At 44.8% G+C, this 19,222-nt stretch carries 15 protein-coding genes; 11 read left to right on the top strand and 4 right to left on the bottom strand.

The window, feature by feature from the left end; translation table 11 throughout:
* Positions 1-167 precede the first annotated feature (167 nt).
* The gene (locus tag UQ64_RS12840; protein ID WP_060623871.1) at positions 168-557 is read right to left on the bottom strand and encodes a hypothetical protein; all 390 of its coding nucleotides are present in this window, start codon (positions 555-557) and stop codon (positions 168-170) included.
* A 255-nt stretch (positions 558-812) separates the two neighbouring features.
* On the opposite strand from UQ64_RS12840, the gene UQ64_RS12835 reads away from it, so the two are divergent.
* Complete coding sequence (locus tag UQ64_RS12835) at positions 813-6,623, top strand: S-layer homology domain-containing protein (RefSeq protein ID WP_060623870.1); 5,811 nt, start codon at positions 813-815, stop codon at positions 6,621-6,623.
* Between the two features lie 135 nt (positions 6,624-6,758).
* Positions 6,759-7,292 carry a Crp/Fnr family transcriptional regulator gene (locus UQ64_RS12830; protein WP_060623869.1) on the top strand — a complete coding sequence of 178 codons (534 nt, stop codon included), beginning with the start codon at positions 6,759-6,761 and terminating at the stop codon, positions 7,290-7,292.
* Positions 7,293-7,491: 199 nt separating this feature from the next.
* Here UQ64_RS12830 and UQ64_RS12825 read toward each other — a convergent pair whose 3' ends face one another.
* The 3 genes from UQ64_RS12825 to UQ64_RS12815 are packed head-to-tail and all read right to left on the bottom strand — an operon-like array spanning position 7,492 to position 9,984.
* Positions 7,492-8,409 carry a metal ABC transporter substrate-binding protein gene (locus UQ64_RS12825; protein WP_060623868.1) on the bottom strand — a complete coding sequence of 306 codons (918 nt, stop codon included), beginning with the start codon at positions 8,407-8,409 and terminating at the stop codon, positions 7,492-7,494.
* Positions 8,406-9,248 (bottom strand): metal ABC transporter permease, encoded by an 843-nt coding sequence (locus UQ64_RS12820; RefSeq protein WP_042184200.1) that lies wholly within the window; start codon positions 9,246-9,248, stop codon positions 8,406-8,408. Before UQ64_RS12820 ends, UQ64_RS12825 begins: the two co-directional genes overlap by 4 nt.
* Positions 9,241-9,984 carry a metal ABC transporter ATP-binding protein gene (locus tag UQ64_RS12815; RefSeq protein WP_209445786.1) on the bottom strand — a complete coding sequence of 248 codons (744 nt, stop codon included), beginning with the start codon at positions 9,982-9,984 and terminating at the stop codon, positions 9,241-9,243. Before UQ64_RS12815 ends, UQ64_RS12820 begins: the two co-directional genes overlap by 8 nt.
* A gap of 410 nt (positions 9,985-10,394) precedes the next feature.
* Between UQ64_RS12815 and UQ64_RS12810 the strand changes: the two genes are divergently transcribed.
* The 9 genes from UQ64_RS12810 to UQ64_RS12770 all read left to right on the top strand — a co-directional run bounded on the left by UQ64_RS12810 (position 10,395) and on the right by UQ64_RS12770 (position 19,222).
* Positions 10,395-10,940 carry a MarR family winged helix-turn-helix transcriptional regulator gene (locus tag UQ64_RS12810; protein ID WP_060623877.1) on the top strand — a complete coding sequence of 182 codons (546 nt, stop codon included), beginning with the start codon at positions 10,395-10,397 and terminating at the stop codon, positions 10,938-10,940.
* A gap of 28 nt (positions 10,941-10,968) precedes the next feature.
* On the top strand, positions 10,969-12,423 hold the full coding sequence (locus tag UQ64_RS12805; RefSeq protein ID WP_060623866.1) for an aryl-sulfate sulfotransferase: 1,455 nt from the start codon (positions 10,969-10,971) through the stop codon (positions 12,421-12,423).
* A gap of 22 nt (positions 12,424-12,445) precedes the next feature.
* Positions 12,446-13,477, top strand: coding sequence for an ABC transporter substrate-binding protein (locus UQ64_RS12800; protein WP_060623876.1), 1,032 nt, complete (start codon positions 12,446-12,448; stop codon positions 13,475-13,477).
* 11 nt (positions 13,478-13,488) lie between these two features.
* Positions 13,489-14,265 carry an ABC transporter ATP-binding protein gene (locus tag UQ64_RS12795; protein WP_060623865.1) on the top strand — a complete coding sequence of 259 codons (777 nt, stop codon included), beginning with the start codon at positions 13,489-13,491 and terminating at the stop codon, positions 14,263-14,265.
* Positions 14,266-14,283: 18 nt separating this feature from the next.
* A complete protein-coding gene (locus UQ64_RS12790; RefSeq protein ID WP_060623864.1) occupies positions 14,284-15,060 on the top strand; it encodes an ABC transporter permease in 777 nt (258 codons plus the stop codon).
* Between the two features lie 193 nt (positions 15,061-15,253).
* Positions 15,254-16,366, top strand: coding sequence for an ABC transporter substrate-binding protein (locus UQ64_RS12785; RefSeq protein WP_060623863.1), 1,113 nt, complete (start codon positions 15,254-15,256; stop codon positions 16,364-16,366).
* A gap of 92 nt (positions 16,367-16,458) precedes the next feature.
* Positions 16,459-17,382: an ABC transporter permease gene (locus UQ64_RS12780; protein ID WP_060623862.1), complete on the top strand. Its 924-nt coding sequence runs from the start codon at positions 16,459-16,461 to the stop codon at positions 17,380-17,382.
* Positions 17,379-18,182, top strand: coding sequence for an ABC transporter permease (locus UQ64_RS12775; RefSeq protein WP_060623861.1), 804 nt, complete (start codon positions 17,379-17,381; stop codon positions 18,180-18,182). Before UQ64_RS12780 ends, UQ64_RS12775 begins: the two co-directional genes overlap by 4 nt.
* Positions 18,179-19,222, top strand: a complete 1,044-nt coding sequence (locus UQ64_RS12770; protein WP_060623860.1) for an ABC transporter ATP-binding protein — start codon at positions 18,179-18,181, stop codon at positions 19,220-19,222. Before UQ64_RS12775 ends, UQ64_RS12770 begins: the two co-directional genes overlap by 4 nt.

The raw sequence follows: 19,222 nt of genomic DNA, 5'->3' as shown, positions 1-19,222 counted from the left end.
CAATGGCTATCAGATCACCCTCTTCATTTAAATATAAGAATTTATAATCTCTACGCTATATATTATCCTTATATTTCTCGCATAAACGCTTACCGTCCATTAGGGACGCCCAAGGCGTTTTAGCTTGGGCGCGGAGAAATGTTGTACGGCCATTATATGTATCTTTTTTAGCCGAAAGAAGTGAGAACACTCTCCGTAACGATGTCCCTAAGCTCCGCTGTATGTGTTGCATACTGCTCGGCTGTAATGCTTCCGGAAGCTAGTCGTGAATCTAGCTGTTCCGTTAGCTGGGCTACCTGTAGATTGATCACATCTTCAATATCTGTGTTTTGTTCTGATGCAATATCTTGAAGTGACTTGCCGTCATATAAGGCATCGTAAAGATCTTCATCTGTGGGTTGGTTAAGGGCTTTTAATAATAATTCGTCTTTATCCGCAACACTTGCGGTGGACCATTGCGCAGACGAGCTTGCGTTAGCAGTAAGGCTACTCCAAGCATTTCCGAAAGACATTACTATAACTACGGTTCCTACTATAATCACTCTTTTTATATCCATTAGAGTCCTCTTTTCTTATTTTGCAAATAACGTTTTATGGGTTTCCGGTGAAAGTGTCTGTGACTATTGTGGTTTAACTTGCTTCTATTATAACCCGGGAAGCTGAGCTGAAGCTTAAACAATATTTAAGATAACCTAAAGATTTAACATTGGAATAATATAGCGATAATACACCACAGGTATACTTTCCAGATGATCTTCAATGTATATTTATGCACTGGATCACAATCAAACAAATGGGGAGTGTTCGGAGTTTTGAGAATAACAGCACAAGCTAAACGTTTTCTATCCAGCGTAATTGCAGGCAGTCTGATGCTGGGGATAATGGCTCCAGCAGGATATGCTGAAGAGCAGCAGCTGGATACGGAGCAGACATCTTCCGAATTAGGGGCACATTTTGATGAACAGGTTAAGCTCGACACACTTTTAAGTCAACCGACAGTAATGGCAGATGTGTATGCGACACCAACCAACCCAGGCTCTTTACTTATTACAGAGGTTGTTCCAGATACTAAAAATGTAAAGGGTGCAGATGGAACCTCTGTGGATGGTTACGAATTTGTTGAGGTCTACAATAATACGGACGAGCCGGTTAACTTTAAGGATTATTATTTCTTTTATAATGACAAAGATACTTGGACACCAAATGGCGATACGGTAATACCGGCGCATGGAAATATCGTCTTCTGGATTATGAATGGCAATAATCTGAGTGTTCCTGCCGAGGATTTCATCAAAAACTTTACTCCTTCAGCATCTCTGCAGGAAGGTGTAAACCTGTTCCGTATTAACGGTGGCGGTGGTATGGCTAACACTTCTACGCGTAACTTACAAATTAAAAGTAAAGCAGGAGATGCATTAATTGTCTCAGCTTCTTATGGAAAAGAACAGGTGAAGGAAAACAACGGAATATTCTATAAGTATTCGCAATCCGATAGCTCTACGATGAGTCTCATGGCGATTTCGGGAACAGTTACGGCTACACCTGGAACCCTAGATCCAGAACAACTGCCTGAGCTAGTGCCTGGAGACAAGCAACCGGTAATTGAACACCACTCGCAGAGCAGTGTAGATCCAGCTGATCTTCCCATCACCGCGAAGATTAAGAACTTAGAGAGTGGACCAGATGGAGCGCTACCGGTAGTGAAGCTGCAATATGGCTCTCCTTCTCAGGTCAAAGATACGGTGATCACCATGACATCAAAGGGTGGTGATGAGTACACAGCGTTGATTCCTGCAGCAGCGCTGGAAGAGCCAGAACTGCATTACAGCATCCGCGTAAACAATGTAACAGAGAACTATTCTGTTCATGTGAACCTACCTGCATTCGATTCGAATAATGTGCCGCCGCTGTTAATTACAGAGCTGCTGCCGAATTCGATGAATGTTAAAGGAACAAGCAGCGATGCCTTTGAATTCATTGAGGTATATAACAATACTGATGCAGCGATTGATTTTAAGAACTACAAGATCTACTATCGCTATCCTGATAAAGGCAACGCTTCCGATGTGAAGTGGCCCTCTACGAAAGAGAGTTTTGTGATTCCGGCACAGCAGTCCGTAGTGTTCTGGGTTATTAATAGTGCTAACAGTACATACACTGCTAATGATTTTAATACAGAATTTAACACAAATCTGATCGATGGCACGGATCTCTTTCTAATCAAAAGTGATGGGATGGCCAACTCTGGCCGCCGGGCAGTCGTAATTAAGAGTAACACGGAGAAGGAAATTTCCTCCGCTTATTATGATGCTGACCTTACCTATGATGGTGGAGCTAAAGGCGATGACACCAAAGAAAATAAAGCCCTTCTATACAAGTATCCTGTGAATGGGCAAAGTAAAATGCTCAAGATTAGCATAGGATCAGCTGTTCCGTCACCAGGGCAGGCGGATGTAGTACAGCTTCCTAACACACCGATCCATGTGGAGCCGGATACGGCGAAGCCAACAGTAGATGATTTGACAGGTGTAACGGAAATTGATCAGTCGATGAGTCTCGATTTGAAGGCTTTCGCGGATGACAATAAAGCTGTCACATCCGTAGAAGTAAGAGTGGCTACGGATAAGCAGCCTGATTTTGTCAGCCATAATCTGTCTCAGGACTTCAACGATAGCCTGTATCATTATAAGTTGTCGTCTGCTGATCTGATTGGCAGAAATGAAATACAGTATTATTTCGTCGTTTCCGATGGCACGAATGAGACCGAATCTCCGGTAATGAAAGTGAAAATTACAGGTGGTCCCGATCAATCAGCGCTTCGTTTGAATGTGAAGGAAGGGCAATTCATTAATGGCTCTATGACGGTAAAAGGAACCTCTGCTACCGCAAAAGCTGATCAAGTAGAACTGAGCATCGACAATAAGGTACTCGGCAATAACGAGGCATATGCCGCGCTTGAGAATGATGCTTACTTTGTATTTGATGCGAAGAATGTAGATTATTATTTCAAAAACGGCATCACAATGGGACCGGAAGAATTAGGGGATGCGAGCATTCTATACACCTTCATGGACCCGATTACTACGTATACGACCTTGACCTTCCCGATCTCCTCTGCCGCTTTACAAGTGGGTACGGATAATATGATCTACATTCGGGCGGGTTCTAAATCATCACCTTTTGACCCTCGCCCGGAGGAGAACAAAGACGATTTTGAAATGAAGAATGTGCGCCTATTACTTGCAGATGGCACAGAAGTTTGGGACCCTGCTTATGCAGAACGTGATAAAGAAATTAAGATGGGGGACAGCGCAGGGAAACATGAATCCATCGGCTTCCGGTTCGATCTGAAATCGGATTTATTCCGTTCGAAGGCGTATAACTGGAATACTAAAGATGTAACTGACGGAGAACATAAAGTAACAGTAACCGAAGGCGGATCCAAGGTCTCGTCAAATGTAATTGTGGACAATACGCCGCCATCTATCAAAGCTTCGATTGAAGAAGGAAAAACCTATCGTGGTAATTTCGTAATTACTGCTGAGATCAAGGATACTTACACAGGTGTAGATAAAGTCAGCGTGAAGCTGGACGGTAATGTTATTGAACTGCCGTATGCTACTTCATCCGGAAAGCTGTCCGGTGGAGACCATATGCTTTCTATCACTGCCTTGGATAAGATAGGTAATCAGGTGGAAAAGGTAATTACATTCCATGTACCGAATGAGAATCCATTTGCACCACTCTTGATCTCACCGGAGAACTGGGAGAGCGGTGTGGGTACGAATCCGACTTTGAAGGTTAAGGTTGAAGATCCTAACCAGGATAAGATGGATGTTACCTTTTATAGAGGCTTCAAGTACGATGGCAACCATCCAGAGCAAGGATTTGCCGGATTTAAGAACGCATCCGATACAGAACCGCCGAAGCAATCCGTTCCTGCGGGCGAACAAGCCCTTAGCAGTGACGAATACAGCAAAATAAGTGAAGTAGATGGTCAGTATTTAATTAACGATGCTGTCCAGAAATTCCCTTATCAGCGTTATGAAATCAAGCTGGATGAATCCGTGAAGGCTTCAGATCTTGTGGATATTGAATGGAAGGGTAATTCACTTCCAGGTCGTAAAGTAAGTCTCTACGCGTGGAGTCCTGCCGGAGAAAAATGGATTCAATTGGACCATTTAATCGCTGGTACTGAGGATTTTGAACTGAAATCTACGGTGACTGTTGGAGAATATGCTAGCGGAAATAGCATTGCTGTCATGGCTCAGGACGAGATTGCGTCCGTAGCTAAAACTGCACCTACAGTTACGCAGGATACCTATGATTTTTCCTTTGTATGGATGTCTGATACGCAATATTATTCTCAAAGCTACCCTTACATTTATCAGAAAAATGTAAAGTGGATTGCCGATAATAAGGATAACTTGAACTTGAAATATGTAATTCATACGGGAGATGTAGTGGACAAGTCCTATCAGGAATATCAATGGGAAGAAGCCGATCGGAACATGAAGGTACTCGAGGATGCAGGTATTCCATATGGTGTTCTTGCGGGTAACCATGATGTAGGTCATCAAACCGGAGATTATACGAAATTCTGGCAGTACTTTGGGGAATGGAGATTCAAGGATATGCCGGCCTTCGGTGGCTCTTATGACAACAACCGGGGCCATTATGATTTAGTATCTGCGAACGGAAATGATTTCATTATCGTATATATGGGCTGGGGACTGGCTGAAGAAGAAATTGAATGGATGAATGAGATCGTTGCCCGTTATCCAGAGCGTAAAGCGATTCTTTGTCTTCATGAGTACCTGCTGGTATCTAATAACCGTGCACCGATTGCTGATACGATCTTTGAAAAGGTTGTAAAACCTAACAAGAACGTAATCGCAGCTCTGTCTGGTCATTATCATGATGCGGAGCTTAAGGTAGATGAGCTGGATGATAACGGAGATGGCATCGCGGACCGCAGTGTATATCAAATGCTGGCAGACTATCAAGGTGCCGAAGAGGGTGGACTTGGTTATATTCGTCTGCTTCAGTTCGATGTTGCTAACAATAAGCTTCGTGTGAAGACTTATTCACCTTATTTAGATGATTATAATTATTATGATGAAAATGAATTCCCAGGCAAAGATGAGTTCGCACTAGATCTGGATCTGCAGCCTGTAACTAAACGTGTAGCTACCGATTACATCGGAGTTAAGGTTTACAGTGATCAGACAATCGCAGCCAATCAGCAAGTAGAGAGCGGTGCGGAGACTCAGGTCACTTGGAGTAAGCTGAATCCAGACAGTTACTACCAGTGGTATACAAAGGTCGAGGATGATCACTCCGGTAGTGTGCTTTCAGACATTTGGGGCTTCTATACTGGCAAAGAGGATGTAACACCTACGCCGACGCCAGAGGAAACAGCACCTCCAGTAGTTTCGCCAGTGCCTACAGTGACTCCGAGTCCTACAGCTGCACCTGTGGCGGTAAAAGGAAGCATTGAACTGACCTTGGCAAGTGACGGTACGTATACCGCTGATTCTACAGCGTGGAAGAAGCTGATAGAAGAGGCTGCGACAGGTGGAAACATCAAGATTAGCTTGGGCGGAGGGGCTTCGACCCAAGATCATGTTAAACTTGCACTTGATGCAGCGAGCATACAACAGGCTGTCGATAAGAAGCTGAATCTGAGCATTGTGACTTCCAACGTTACATTGAGCGTACCAACAAGCGCCTTACCAGCGATCCCAGCCGGCAGTGATAGGCTGCTGCTGAGCGTTGATACAAGTACGCTTACGCTACAAACCAATGTCTCTGGAATGAGTCCATCCAGGGCTACCGTTACGCTGAACCTCAGTACCACAGAAGGCGGCAAAGAAACGGCTGTTCACCAGTTTAAAGGTGCCGTTACAATTACCTTGACGCTGACGAAGGAACAACTCGATAAGATCAATACAGATTTTGCGGGTGTCTATTATGTGAATGGGAACACCTTGGAGTACTTGGGTGGAGTGTTTAAAGATAATACCGTTACCTTTACAACCGATCATTTCTCTTCCTTCACGGTGCTGGAATACGTTAAGCAGTTTAGTGATACCGATGGTCACTGGGCAGAGTTGTATATTTCCAAGCTAACGGCTAAGCATGTGATTAAGGGAATCGACGATACACACTATGGTCCACAAGCGAATGTAACCCGTGCAGATTTTGTTACACTAGCCATTCGTTCACTCGGATTGGACGAAACTAGTGAAACTACGGGAAATGGTGCTTTTGCGGATGTATCAAAAGATGCTTATTATGCATCATCAATAGACAAGGCTGTCCAGCTTGGACTCATCCAAGGCAGTGATGGCAAGTTCCGTCCTAAAGATGCGATTACTCGTGAAGAAGCGGCTGTTGTCCTGCAGAAATTGATACAGTACAAAGCTGGAGCACAGTCTTCCGTTGCTGCTACTGCAAGCTTTAAGGATATGAACAGCGTATCAGCGTGGGCGAAGCAAGCGGTAAGTGAATTGAAAGCTAAGGGAATCCTTGATGGCAAGGGCGACAATAACTTCGATCCTCGTGGCAAAGTAACCCGTGCTGAAATTGCAAAACTGCTTTATGGAATAATCAATTTATAATAATAGGATGGCAAAGGCAGGCAGGAGTGACTCTGGTCTGCTTTTTGTCATTTTTTGCATCCTATATCCCTTTTCTTCTAGGAAGGCAGGAAATTCTTTCTATTCATATGGCAAGTAAAGCTGACAGGAATAGAGATGTTTAAGAATCTTTCGAATATGGAGCAGGCTAAACTGCTAGGAATGCTTACGAAGCTGGAGCTTCCTGCGGGTACCCATCTGTTTGAACAGGGTGATCCTGGGGATCGGATGTTTATCGTTGAAAGAGGCACTATTGAGCTATTCTTGAACACGGAAGAAGGTGGCCGCCGCTCTTTAGCGCTGCTTGGACAATGGGAAGTGCTTGGAGAGATGGCGCTGCTAACAGGTGAAGCTCGTTCGGCAGGTGCTCAGGCAGCGGTAGAAACTACACTTTACGTAATCGACCGAAAAATGTTTGACCGCCTGATTGCAGAGAATGCGACCTTGTCAGCTTATTTTATCCGATTGTTATCTCAGCGACTAACAGCGACCAATGGACGCTTACTGGCTGTAAAAGAAAGTGAACATCAGCGTGTGGAGCAGAAGCTGGAGGAGCTGCCAGAGGAGATTAGACATTTTATTCTTTGGTGCTCACATATTCCTGTAGTGAACAGGGAGCTCTCGGATTATACTTTCGGGTTCTCTCTGTGAGAACAGGTGAAAAATCACCCTTGCCTTCTCTTCTCATGAATTACTGTCGTTATATGAGTGGGGGACCGAGCTGTGTCGACGATTGGGGAAAGATCATCAGGCGCTCGAATACTTGCAGCTAGCTGACCTTGTCACGGATATTTGGTTTATCCTTTAAAAGAGAGTTAAGGCTGTCGAGAAAAATCTCGACAGCCTTTTTTTATGACGACAATCCTTCAACGACTTTATCAATATTCCATTTAATCATCTTAATGTATGTGTCGCCTTCTTCGCCTTTCTTAGCTAAAGAATCGGTGAAAATCTTAGAATGTATCGGTACACCCGTTTCGTTGGAGATGGTTTCCATTGTTTTCGGATTAACGCTCGTTTCCAGAAATAAAGCTGGCACTTGATTTTCATCAATAATGTTAATTATGTTTTTCATTTGTTCTGGCGTTCCTTGACTATCGGTATTGATTTCCCAAATAAATGCGGACTCAAATCCGTAGGCTTTTGAAAAATACTTAAATGCCCCTTCGCTTGTAACCAAAATACGTTTCTCCTGCGGGACTTTTTCTACCGCTTCTTTTGCATATTGATCCAATTCATTAAGCTTCTTAACATATTCTGATTGGTTATTCAGATAAAACTCTTTGTTGTCCGGATCTTTTTCGATAACATGTTTAGTGATGATATCTACATACTTAATAGCATTCTGAACATCAAGCCAGGCATGAGGATCTTCTTGAGTTTCTTTGCCTTTTTCTGTTAGGTACATTGGAGTTACTTCATCTGAGACTGCAAAAGCGACATCCTTTTTATTAGTGACATCAAGAAGATCTTGGAACCACCCCTTACCCGTTTCCAGGTTCAATCCGTTATAAAAAACTAAATCTGCGCTAGATACTTTACTTGTGTCTTTAGGTAGTGGATCGTACATATGCGGGTCTGTTCCGATGGGAACCATGCTATAGACCTCGGCTTTTTCCCCTACAATGTTTTCGGTCATATCCGCGATAATGGAGTAGGTTGCAACAATCTTCAACTTGTCATTGTCTGCTTCTCCTTCACTAACATTTGAGCATGCGGTAAATAGTAAAATGAACATTGTCAAAGAGAGCATCTTTATTGTTTTCATCCTTGTTTAACCCCTTTTCTTAGAAAATTATTTTTGGGCGAGATAATAAAAGATATAGCAAACAAACTTACGCCTACTAGAACAATGGTGGCACTTGTAGGTAAATTGAATCTAAAGCTAATGATCACACCTATAATTCCAGATACAGCGCCGATGGTAGAAGCCAGGATAATCATATGGATCAGCTTATTCGTCCAAAGATAAGATGTAGCTGCTGGAATAACCAGCATTGCAATCACAAGCACAATTCCAACTTGAGATAATGAGGATACGGTAACCACGGATAGCAGCATCATCAATAAATAATGATAGAACCCCGTTTTTAAACCAAATGCTTTAGAGACGACAGGATCAAACGAACTAATTAACAGCTCTTTATACAACAACGAAATGATGGCTATAACAACAAGCATGATAATAAATGATTGCATTAACTCGGACTGTGGGACGGCCAGAATGTTACCAAATAAAATATGAGTTAAATCAAGTCCGCTCTTGGCAAAGGTGATGAGGACAATTCCTAGAGCAAAAAATGAGCTGAGTATAATTCCGATTGAGGTATCACTTTTGATATTGCTGCGACTTGTAATAAATTGAATGAGAATGGCCGCTAAAAGTCCAAACAATGATGCTCCCACAAGAATATTAATCCCTAAAATATAAGATAACGCCACACCTGGTAATACAGCATGAGACAAAGCATCTCCCATTAATGACATCTTTCTGAGTACAATAAAACTTCCTAAAACCCCTGAAACAATGCCAAGAATGATAGCAGACAATCCGGCGTTAAGTGCATAGATTGGAATGTTTAATAATGATGAGAAATAATCAATCATTTTCGGCGCCTCCCATTCCTTTGATCACCAGATTGCCTAAGGACGCCCCGTAAGCATTGAGGATATTATCGGCTGTAAAGGTGTCTTTCACATCGCCAAAAGCAATAAGTTTTTTATTAAGGATGATTACTTTGTCAAAATATTCTTCGACTTCATGTAAATCATGATGAACGATCAATATGGTCTTTCCTTCTTCGCGAAGCTGTTTAAGCAGCTTTACAATGATTTTCTCACTGACTAGATCAATGCCGACAAAAGGTTCGTCTAAAAAAAATACATCTGCTTTTTGGGCGAGCGCTCTGGCAATAAAAACCCTTTGTAGTTGTCCTCCAGACAAATTACTAATTTGTTTATTCGCAAGATCACTTATATCTACCATGGTCATACATTCCTCAACGCTTTGCCGCTCTTTTTTTCCGGGGCGCTGGAAGATCTTCAAGTTTGGGTAGGTTCCAGTTAGCACAGTATCTTTCACTGTGATTGGAAAAGTAAGGTCAATGTCATTTTTTTGCGGTACATATGCGATCTTCCGTTTATACTCAGAAATGTCTCTTCCCTCGACCATCACCGTTCCGCTTCTCTTCTTGATTACTTCTAACAATGATTTAATGAATGTGGATTTCCCCGCACCATTTGGCCCGATAATTCCGATGGTGTACCCAAAGGGAATATCTATATTTACATTTTCTAGCGCTGAATTACCGAAATAATCCACGTTTAGGTTTCTAATTTCAATCATTAAAAAACTCCTCATCTTAAAATTTATTGATTTGTTTCCTCTTGGAAACATTTATTTTAATAGTTTAATTTGTTTCCCTAGGTAAACATTTATTCTTACGTACAATATATTTAACAATGGGCAAATTGTCAATGAAAAAACTTAAATTTTATTTAATTTTGAATTGGATCAAGCCATCGATCTACGCCGTTATGGGTGTGGGAATTTTTCAGTATTCAAAATACATACTTGACACGTAGGAATAAAGGGGTATATGATATCAGCAATACTTAAACACTAATTAAATGAACAGTGAAACAATTCATCCGAGCCGATTGGACCGCCAAAGGCTCCCGCACTTTCCCTTGTCAGGGGTATGTGCTGGGAGTCTTTTTTTGTTGGCTAATAGGGAGAAAGCTGGGGTAGGCATGAGCGATACGTATTGGAGACAGATGGAGGAGACGGACTGGGTATTCCGCAAGGTGGTCCGCAGATTCGTAAAGGAGCGGGATAAGGTCACTGTGGAAGGGATCTCCTTACCAGGCATGCTGATTCTACATAAAATCATTCGCGAGGGTGAACAGCGGCTTGGGGATTTAGCGGATGAACTGGACTTTACGTCAGGTGCGATCACCGCTTTGAGCGATAAGCTTGAGGCAGGCGGATTTACTGTGCGCAGACGTAAGGAAGGGGACCGCAGGACGGTGATGCTGGACATCACGGACAAAGGCCGGCAGATGGCGGAGCTTAACAGCAACATTGGGGAACGATGTATTTCGCTTCTGTTTGAGGGATTTACGGAAGAGGAATTGGCGCAGCAAAGTCACTTCTATCAGCGGATCATCAGCAATCTCGAAGGATTCTCAGACATCTTGCTGAAGCTGGCGAAGGAGAATGCTGAGGCTGAGGCCTCGCCAAACCTTCAACAGAAGCCACGAGCGGTCACAAAGAAAAGTAATTATCTTAGCTACTAAAATAAATTAAATGTAGGAGAGATGAACGATGGGACATTCAACCATATTTCCAACTGGAGCAACCGTATATAATCCGAACAAAGCATGGAGTGGCTATACCGTATTTCAAGCGGGTGAAGAAGGCGTTGTACTGATTGATATGAACGGTAAAGAAGTACATCTATGGAAGGGGCTGCTCGGGTTTCCGGCTAAAATCTTCCCTGGTGGTTATGTGCTAGGCAGCACAGGAAGAAGAGATCCGAAATTTGGCATTCAGGATAATGTAGATCTGGTGCAGGTCGATTGGGACGGTAACATTGTATGGAAATATAACAGCTATGAACATATAGAAGATCCGGGTTATGAACCGCTTTGGTATGCCCGCCAGCATCATGACTATCAGCGCGAAGGCAATCCAGTGGGTTATTTTGCACCAGGGCTAGAGCCTAAGGTAGACGGTGGCAATACCCTAATCCTCGCTCACAAAAATATCTACAACCACCAAATCTCCGATAAACAGCTGCTGGATGACACGATTATCGAAGTGGATTGGGAAGGGAATGTCGTCTGGGAGTGGGCTCCGAACGAACATTTTGCAGAGCTCGGCTTTGATGAAGCGGCAAAAAACGTCCTATTCCGTGATCCTAACTCACGCTCCTTCGGGAATCTGGGGGGCGGTGTGGGTGACTGGTTGCATATCAATTCAGCTTCGTATGTAGGACCTAATAAGTTTTACGATGCAGGCGATGAGCGTTTCCATCCAGATAACGTGATCTGGGATGCACGGGAAGCGAATATTATCGCAATTACAGATAAGCGTACTGGGGCCATCGTGTGGAGAATCGGTCCAGATTACTCACTGCCGGAATTGAAGCATATCGATTGGATCATTGGCCAGCATCATGCGCACATCATTCCGAAGGGCTTGCCGGGAGAAGGAAACCTACTCGTATTTGATAATGGAGGTTGGGGCGGTTACGGTCTTCCCAATCCATCTTCACCCTTTGGGCAAAAGAATGCACTTCGTGACTACTCAAGAATTCTAGAGATCAATCCAGTGACGCTCGAAATTGAATGGCAGTATACCGCGGCAGAAGCAGGCTTCTCCGTTCCGACGGATTCTTACAAATTCTACAGTCCTTATATCAGCTCAGCACAGCGGCTTCCGAATGGCAACACCTTAATTACAGAAGGTTCCAATGGCAGATTATTTGAAGTTACGCCAGAGCATGAACTGGTCTGGGAATACATCTCACCGTATAACGACTCCAGAAACACGAACATGGTTTACCGTTCCTATCGTGTACCTTATGCGTGGGTACCACAGCTGGAGAAGCCGGTAGAACAAGCGATTGAGCCGATAGATGTCACGCAGTTCAGAGTGCCAGGGGCCGCTTCTAAAGGTTCGGATTCTGTAGTAAGCGTGGCGACCACCCTGCCGTTTGTTGAGGGGGCTGCTTGTGTGGCGACGACTGATGAAGGTAGTAGCCGCAAAGCCAACTAATACATTTGAGGGGGATGTCGTTGTGAAAAAGTCATGGATCAGCTCAAGCTTTCTGCTCTTATCCTTATCCGTTGTTATCCTATTATCAGGTTGCAGCTCCAAAGGTGATGCGTCGTCCTCTAAAGATGGAGCATTGAACGGCAAAAAAGAGACATTGAAGATTAAAATCGCTGACATCAATACGAATCCAACCTTTCGTGTGGCATTAGATAAAGGTATCTTTGTCAAACACGGGATAGACGCCGAACTAGTCAACTTTGGTTCCCCGGCAGAAGGTGTAAATGCACTCTTCATTAAACAGGTGGATGTAGCTTTCGGAGCGGACTTTCCCTTGCTGAACGCAGTGTCGAAGGGAGATTACTCTATCATCGCCTCAGCAGGTCTGGCGACAGATGAAGCTTCTACAGAATGGAAGCTGTTTGTACAGGATGATATCAAGACAGCTGAGGAATTGAAAGGCAAGAAGCTAAGCTTTATTCGTGGAACCTTCATTCCGTACCTTTGGGATGAGTATTTGAAAGAACATCAACTTGCATTAAGCGATGTGGAATTGATAGGACAGGGAGCCTTTGACGAATCTTATATCGCTTTGAAGCAAGGGGCTGTGGATGGCGCATGGTTCTATGGTTCAGTTCTTAATGATAAGCTGGGTGCCCTTGCAGGCGTACATGAGCTGACGGATATGTCCAAAACAACCGTACGGTTAGGGATGGGCATTGTAGCAGGGAATGATTTTGTAACAAAAAATCCAGAGGGGATCGCGAACTTTCTCGCAGCAGTGGATGAAGCAGGGGGCTATGCCCAGGCCCATCCAGATGAGGTTGCTGATTTGATGTACGAGGAAGTGAAGCAGCCTAAGGAATCGACGATCAAAGATCTTCCGAACAATCCATGGGCTCTCGGATTCACACAGGCGGCTTATGACAGTCTGACTAAGCAGAAGAAATATATGGTCGACACTGGAATCATTGAGAAGGATTTCGATCTGGATCACAAGCTGAATCTTGAACCGCTGACCAAAGCATTGCCGGAAGAAGTTACGTATAAGAAATAGGAGGGTTCAGCATGTCATTACCTGCCAAGCAGCACACCATTCATATTGAGCAGCTTCGTAAGAGCTACAGTGAGCCAACCGCCGGAGACGTTCATTATATTATTAAAGATGTGAATCTCGTAATCAAAGGCGGAGAGTTCTTCGTTCTACTCGGTCCAAGTGGCTGCGGAAAATCGACGCTGCTGAATATGATCGCCGGATTTGTTTCCAAATCCGGCGGTAACCTTCGGGTGGATAACGAAGAGGTGAATAAGCCTGGCAGAGATCGGGCAGTTGTGTTTCAGCAAGCAGATTCCTCTTTATTCCCTTGGCTGACGGTTCGAGAGAATGTGGAGTTTGGACTGCGAATGAAGAAAATCGCAAGGGCTGAACGGCGCACGATATCGGATAGGTTCATCGGGCTTGTAGGTCTGAACGGTCATGAGGAAAAGTTCCCGAAGGAGCTATCAGGAGGCATGAAGCAGCGTGTACAGCTGGCACGGGTGCTCGCCAATGATCCGGCAATCCTGCTGATGGATGAACCCTTTGGTGCACTTGATGCGATGACCCGGAGGACGATGCAGAAGGAACTGGTCAACATCTGGCAACAGACGCATAAGACGGTGATTTTTGTAACCCATGATATTCAGGAAGCCTTGCTGCTGGGGGAACGGATCGGCATTATGTCTGTAGGACCTTCCTCTAACATTACGGACATTTATGACAATACGCTGCCTTATCCGCGGGACGTAGCCTCACCTGAATTTTACTCGCTATACAACCAAATTCAGAGCCATTTCGAAGAATAGGATAGGGTGGGACAGATGATGAAATGGGTGGAAAAGAAATGGGTTTCCGTTTCGATACTATGGATTACCGCACTCTGCATCTGGCAGCTTGGGGCGGTGATCTACGGTCCTGATGTAATCCCTGGACCGTGGAGTACGCTTAAGGGTGGACGGGAACTGCTGGAAGACGGAACTTTGATGCAATATATCGGGATTAGCTTTTACCGGGTGCTAATTGGCTGGGTACTCGGCAGTCTAATGGCGATTCCCGTAGGTCTGATTATTGGAAAGGTGAATGTGATTCGTATCTTTGCAGAGCCTTTTCTGAACTTTATTCGTTTTATCCCGCCGATTGCGTTCATTACATTGTTTCTAGTGTGGTTTGGCATTGGGGAGCAGTCGAAGATTGCGTTGATTATGTACGCTACCTTTTTTATTGTGGTGTTGAATACCTTAACCGGTGTGATGTCCGTAGAGGAGGATAAAATCCGTTCAGCCCGCAGTATGGGTGCCAGTGAGTGGCAAATCCTGATTCATGTGATCGTCCCGGCGACGATACCGTATATTTTTACAGGCATCCGTTTAGCGATGGGAACCTCGTATATGGCGATTATCGGTGCGGAAATGATTGCTTCGAACGAAGGTGTAGGTTATCTGATCTGGAATTCTCGTTTATTTTTTCGGACAGATTGGATCTTTGTAGGGTTATTCTGTCTTGGCTTTATGGGCTTCTTTACGGATCGATTGTTCGGTTGGTTCGGCAAGAAAGTGCTCTATAGATACGGCGTGGTTAGTGTAGCGGCGCGTAGAAGATAATATAGTTTTAAACATAAACACCAAAACCGCCTGAGTGGATCAGGTGGTTTTTGGTATGTCTTACTTTTTATTTACAAATATTCCTATCCTCCTTAATGCCGCGAAAATAGTACACGCCTATACTGCAATTGGGTGCCTAACAGTTGGAGCATAGAGAAGCCCGCAAATAAGAAATAGGAGTGAAGGGGAAATCATGAAAAAAGGGATCAAAAATCAATTATCGATCGGTCTAATGTTATCCTTGCTCGTCCTGTTGCTTGCTGCTTGTGGAAATTCGGCTAAGGCTGACGAATCAACGAATGGAAATGCTGGCACCAAAGAATTAAGTCTGACCGAGATCGAGAGTAAAGCTAAAGAAGAGGGCAGTGTTATCAGCGTGGGGATGCCGGATTCCTGGGCGAACTGGAAAGATACATGGAGTGATATGAGTAGTAAATATGGTCTTACACATTCAGATACGGATATGTCGAGCGCGGAGGAAATTGCCAAGTTTGAGGCGGAAAAAGATAAACCAACGGCTGACATCGGAGATGTAGGGATTGCTTTTGGATCGGTTGCTGTGGAGAAAGGAGTAACACAACCTTATAAAACCACCTACTGGGATGAGATCCCTGATTGGGCTAAGGATAAGGACGGGAATTGGATTGTCGGCTATCAAGGGACGATTTCGTTCCTGACGAACACCAAGCTCGTGACTAATTCACCGAAGAGCTGGGAAGATATGAAGAACGGCAATTACAAAATCATCGTTGGTGACGTAACCAAAGCTGCTCAAGCGCAGATGGCTGTATTGGCCGCAGCGATTGCCTTTGGTGGTGATGAGTCGAACATTGAGCCGGGGATTGCTTTTTTCGAAGATTTAGCTAAAAAAGGACGTCTCTCCAATGCAGAAGCTTCCCTTGCCAACATTGAAAAAGGGGAAGTAGAAGTTACCCTACTGTGGGATTTCAATGCTTTGAACTATAGAGATCAGATCAACAAAGATGGCTTCGCTGTAGCCATTCCTAAGGAAGGCAGTGTTGTGAGCGGTTATGCAACGATCATTAACAAATATGCGCCTCACCCTAATGCTGCCAAGCTGACACGTCAATACATCCTTAGTGATGAAGGACAGATTAATCTTGCCAAAGGGTACGCGCGTCCGATCCGTGACAGTGTAAAGCTACCAGATGATGTTGCTGCTAAGCTACTGCCAAAAGAGGAATATGTTAACGCTAAGCCTGTTGGTGATTACAAGGTATGGGAAGAGACAGCTAAGACTATTCCGCAATTATGGCAGGAACGTGTACTTGTGCATTTGAACTAGAATTGTTCTTCCCCCAAAAAGAGAAACAGGGCGCCTTCGTTACGATGCCGTAAGGTGCCCTTGTTCTATTCCCGCGACAAGGAGTGAGGAAGTTGAAACAGAAAAGCCGCGGTGTGATCCTGGCACTCATTCCGTTTGCACTAATGGTGTTGGCATTTCAGCTGGTACCTGTATTGTCCATGCTGACAGGAAGTTTCCAAAAGGCCGATGGGACTGGGTTTACGCTAGGCAATTATCTGCATGCCCTGCAAAGTGCCTATTATATGCAGGCAATCAAGAACAGCCTGCTGATTTCTTTAACCTCAAGTCTGATAGGGATCATTGTCGGACTTTTTTGTGCATATTGTATTACTCGGTTCACTCCGAGGGTAAGGGACAGACTCTTAATGCTGTCGAATATGACCTCTAACTTTGCAGGGGTTCCGCTAGCTTTTGCATATATTATTTTGCTCGGAAATAATGGGGTATTTACGCTCTTATTTAAACAATGGGGCTGGAGTGTTTTTACTGATTTTGATTTATATAGCTGGTCTGGTCTGATCCTGGTGTATGTATATTTTCAGATTCCTTTAGCCTTACTGCTTTTGTATCCGTCTTTTTATGGCATTCGTGAGCAGTGGAGAGAGGCGGCGTCCTTGCTGGGAGCAGGACCGTGGCAGTTCTGGAAGACGATCGGGCTACCGATTCTAACTCCGGCGATTTTCGGCACGCTCGGGATACTGTTTGCCAATGCAATGGGTGCTTATGCCACGGCGTACGCCTTGGTTGGCGGGAATTATAATCTGCTGGCGGTACGTATCGGTTCACTGGTTGCTGGAGATGTGGTTACTCAGCCAGAAATGGGGAGTACGCTTGCTGTTATGCTGGGTCTGACTACGATTTTGGCCGTCTATTTGAATCATCTGATGGTTCGGCGAACGGAGAGATTTAGAGCGAAGGCGCTCAGTAAACCGGATGTGAAAACCAAATCTTCTCGGCGCATATGGACAGCAGCTAGTGAGGAGGCACGGCGATGAACATACGTAAAGCGGGCTTTGCTCCACGCACCTTCATGCTACTGCTCATGGTGTATTTATTACTTCCACTGCTTGCAACGGGTATATATGCCTTCGCGCAGGACTGGCAGAATACCTTGTTGCCTCAAGCTTGGACCCTGAATTGGTTCGGAGAAATGTTTAAGGATATTCGTTTTTTGGAGGCGCTTTGGACCTCGCTGTATTTATGCCTGATCAGCGTGGTGCTGAGTCTGGCCGTGATGCTGCCAGCTGTTTTTGTCATCACCATTTATTTTCCACGCTGGGAGAGCTTTATGAAAGTGATTGTTGTTCTGCCTTATGCGGTGCCTGGTGTAGTGGCTGCGGTGGGGCTTATTCGTACCTATTCCTCTGGTCCCTTTGATATCGCTGGAACAGCTTATTTATTGGTGGGGGCGTATTTTGTGGTCATTCTTCCCTATATGTATCAGGGGATTCGTAATAGTCTGTTGACCGTTAACGCCGTAGAACTGCTGCATGCCGCAGAATTGCTTGGTGCCCGCCGCAGAACGGCTTTTGTGAATGTGATTTTGCCAAATATCTGGCCTGGCGTTATCGTCTCCACCCTGTTATCGTTCTCCGTTCTGTTCGGTGAATTTGTCCTTACAAACATGCTAGTTGGCGGGCATATTCAGACGATTCAGGTGTATCTATATCAAAGAATGGGCGAAAGCGGACATTTAGCCAGTGCGATTGCTATCTCGTATTTTCTGTTCATTCTAGTCCTTTCGATGGTACTGATGAAGCTAGGTAAAAAGATGGGAGGAGGCGTTAAGGGATGAACGATTATCTGAAGCTGCAGGGTATACGCAAAATGTTTGGTGATACCTGTGTGCTAGACAATATAGATTTAGAGATTCGCGAAGGGGAGCTTGTCACGCTGCTGGGCCCCTCCGGTTGTGGAAAAAGCACGTTACTGCGCTGCATAGCTGGCCTTTCGGAGCTGGATGGCGGCAGAATTCTTTTGGAAAATAAAGATCTGGCAAATCTGCCGCCCCGTAAACGCGAGGTGGGGATGGTGTTTCAGTCCTATGCCCTGTTCCCTAATCTGACGGTGAGCCAGAATATTGAATATGGTATGAAGATGCGCGGCTTATCCAAATCCGCCCGACGTAGTCGCGCTGACGAATTGCTGGCTTTGGTTGATCTGGAGGAGAAACGGGATGTCTATCCGCAGTCACTCTCCGGTGGACAGCAGCAGCGGGTAGCACTGGCCCGTTCTCTAGCCGTACAGCCCAAAGTATTACTGCTGGATGAACCCCTGAGTGCACTCGATGCCAAGATTCGTAAGAATCTACGTGCTGAAATTCGTGATATTCAGAAGCGCTTTAACATGACGACCCTATTCGTTACGCATGATCAGGAAGAAGCGCTGATTCTATCCGACCGCATCTGCATTATGAACGGTGGACGCATCGTCCAAGATGGAACACCGGAAGGACTGTACACCGCGCCGCGCACAGAGTTCGTTGCCCGGTTCATGGGCAGTTATAACGTATTGACTCGGCCAGAGGTGATGGTGCTGTTCCGTGGCATAGATAGTGGTATGGATATCTTTGCCATTCGCCCTGAAGCCGTAACGTTACTGCATGACGGGGCGGGTCAAGAGGAGGCTGCTGCCGGAGCACAACTGGTAAATGGAGTGATTAAGTCGGTATCTGTGTTAGGGAATATCATTCGATGTACGGTTGAGGCTGAAGGAATCTGCTTAACGGTTGATCTTTTAAATGATGGACGCTGGTTGCGGGTTGGAGAAGGGGACAAAGTCACATTGGCGTTGAACCCTTCCGAGCTTTTACATTTAGAGCGAGAAGGAGCGTGA

It is taken from the genome of Paenibacillus etheri (assembly GCF_001012825.1).
Taxonomy (GTDB): Bacteria; Bacillota; Bacilli; order Paenibacillales; family Paenibacillaceae; genus Paenibacillus_AQ; species Paenibacillus_AQ etheri.
Note: the sequence above shows the minus strand (reverse complement) of the source record. Positions and strands in the feature narration are given on the sequence as shown.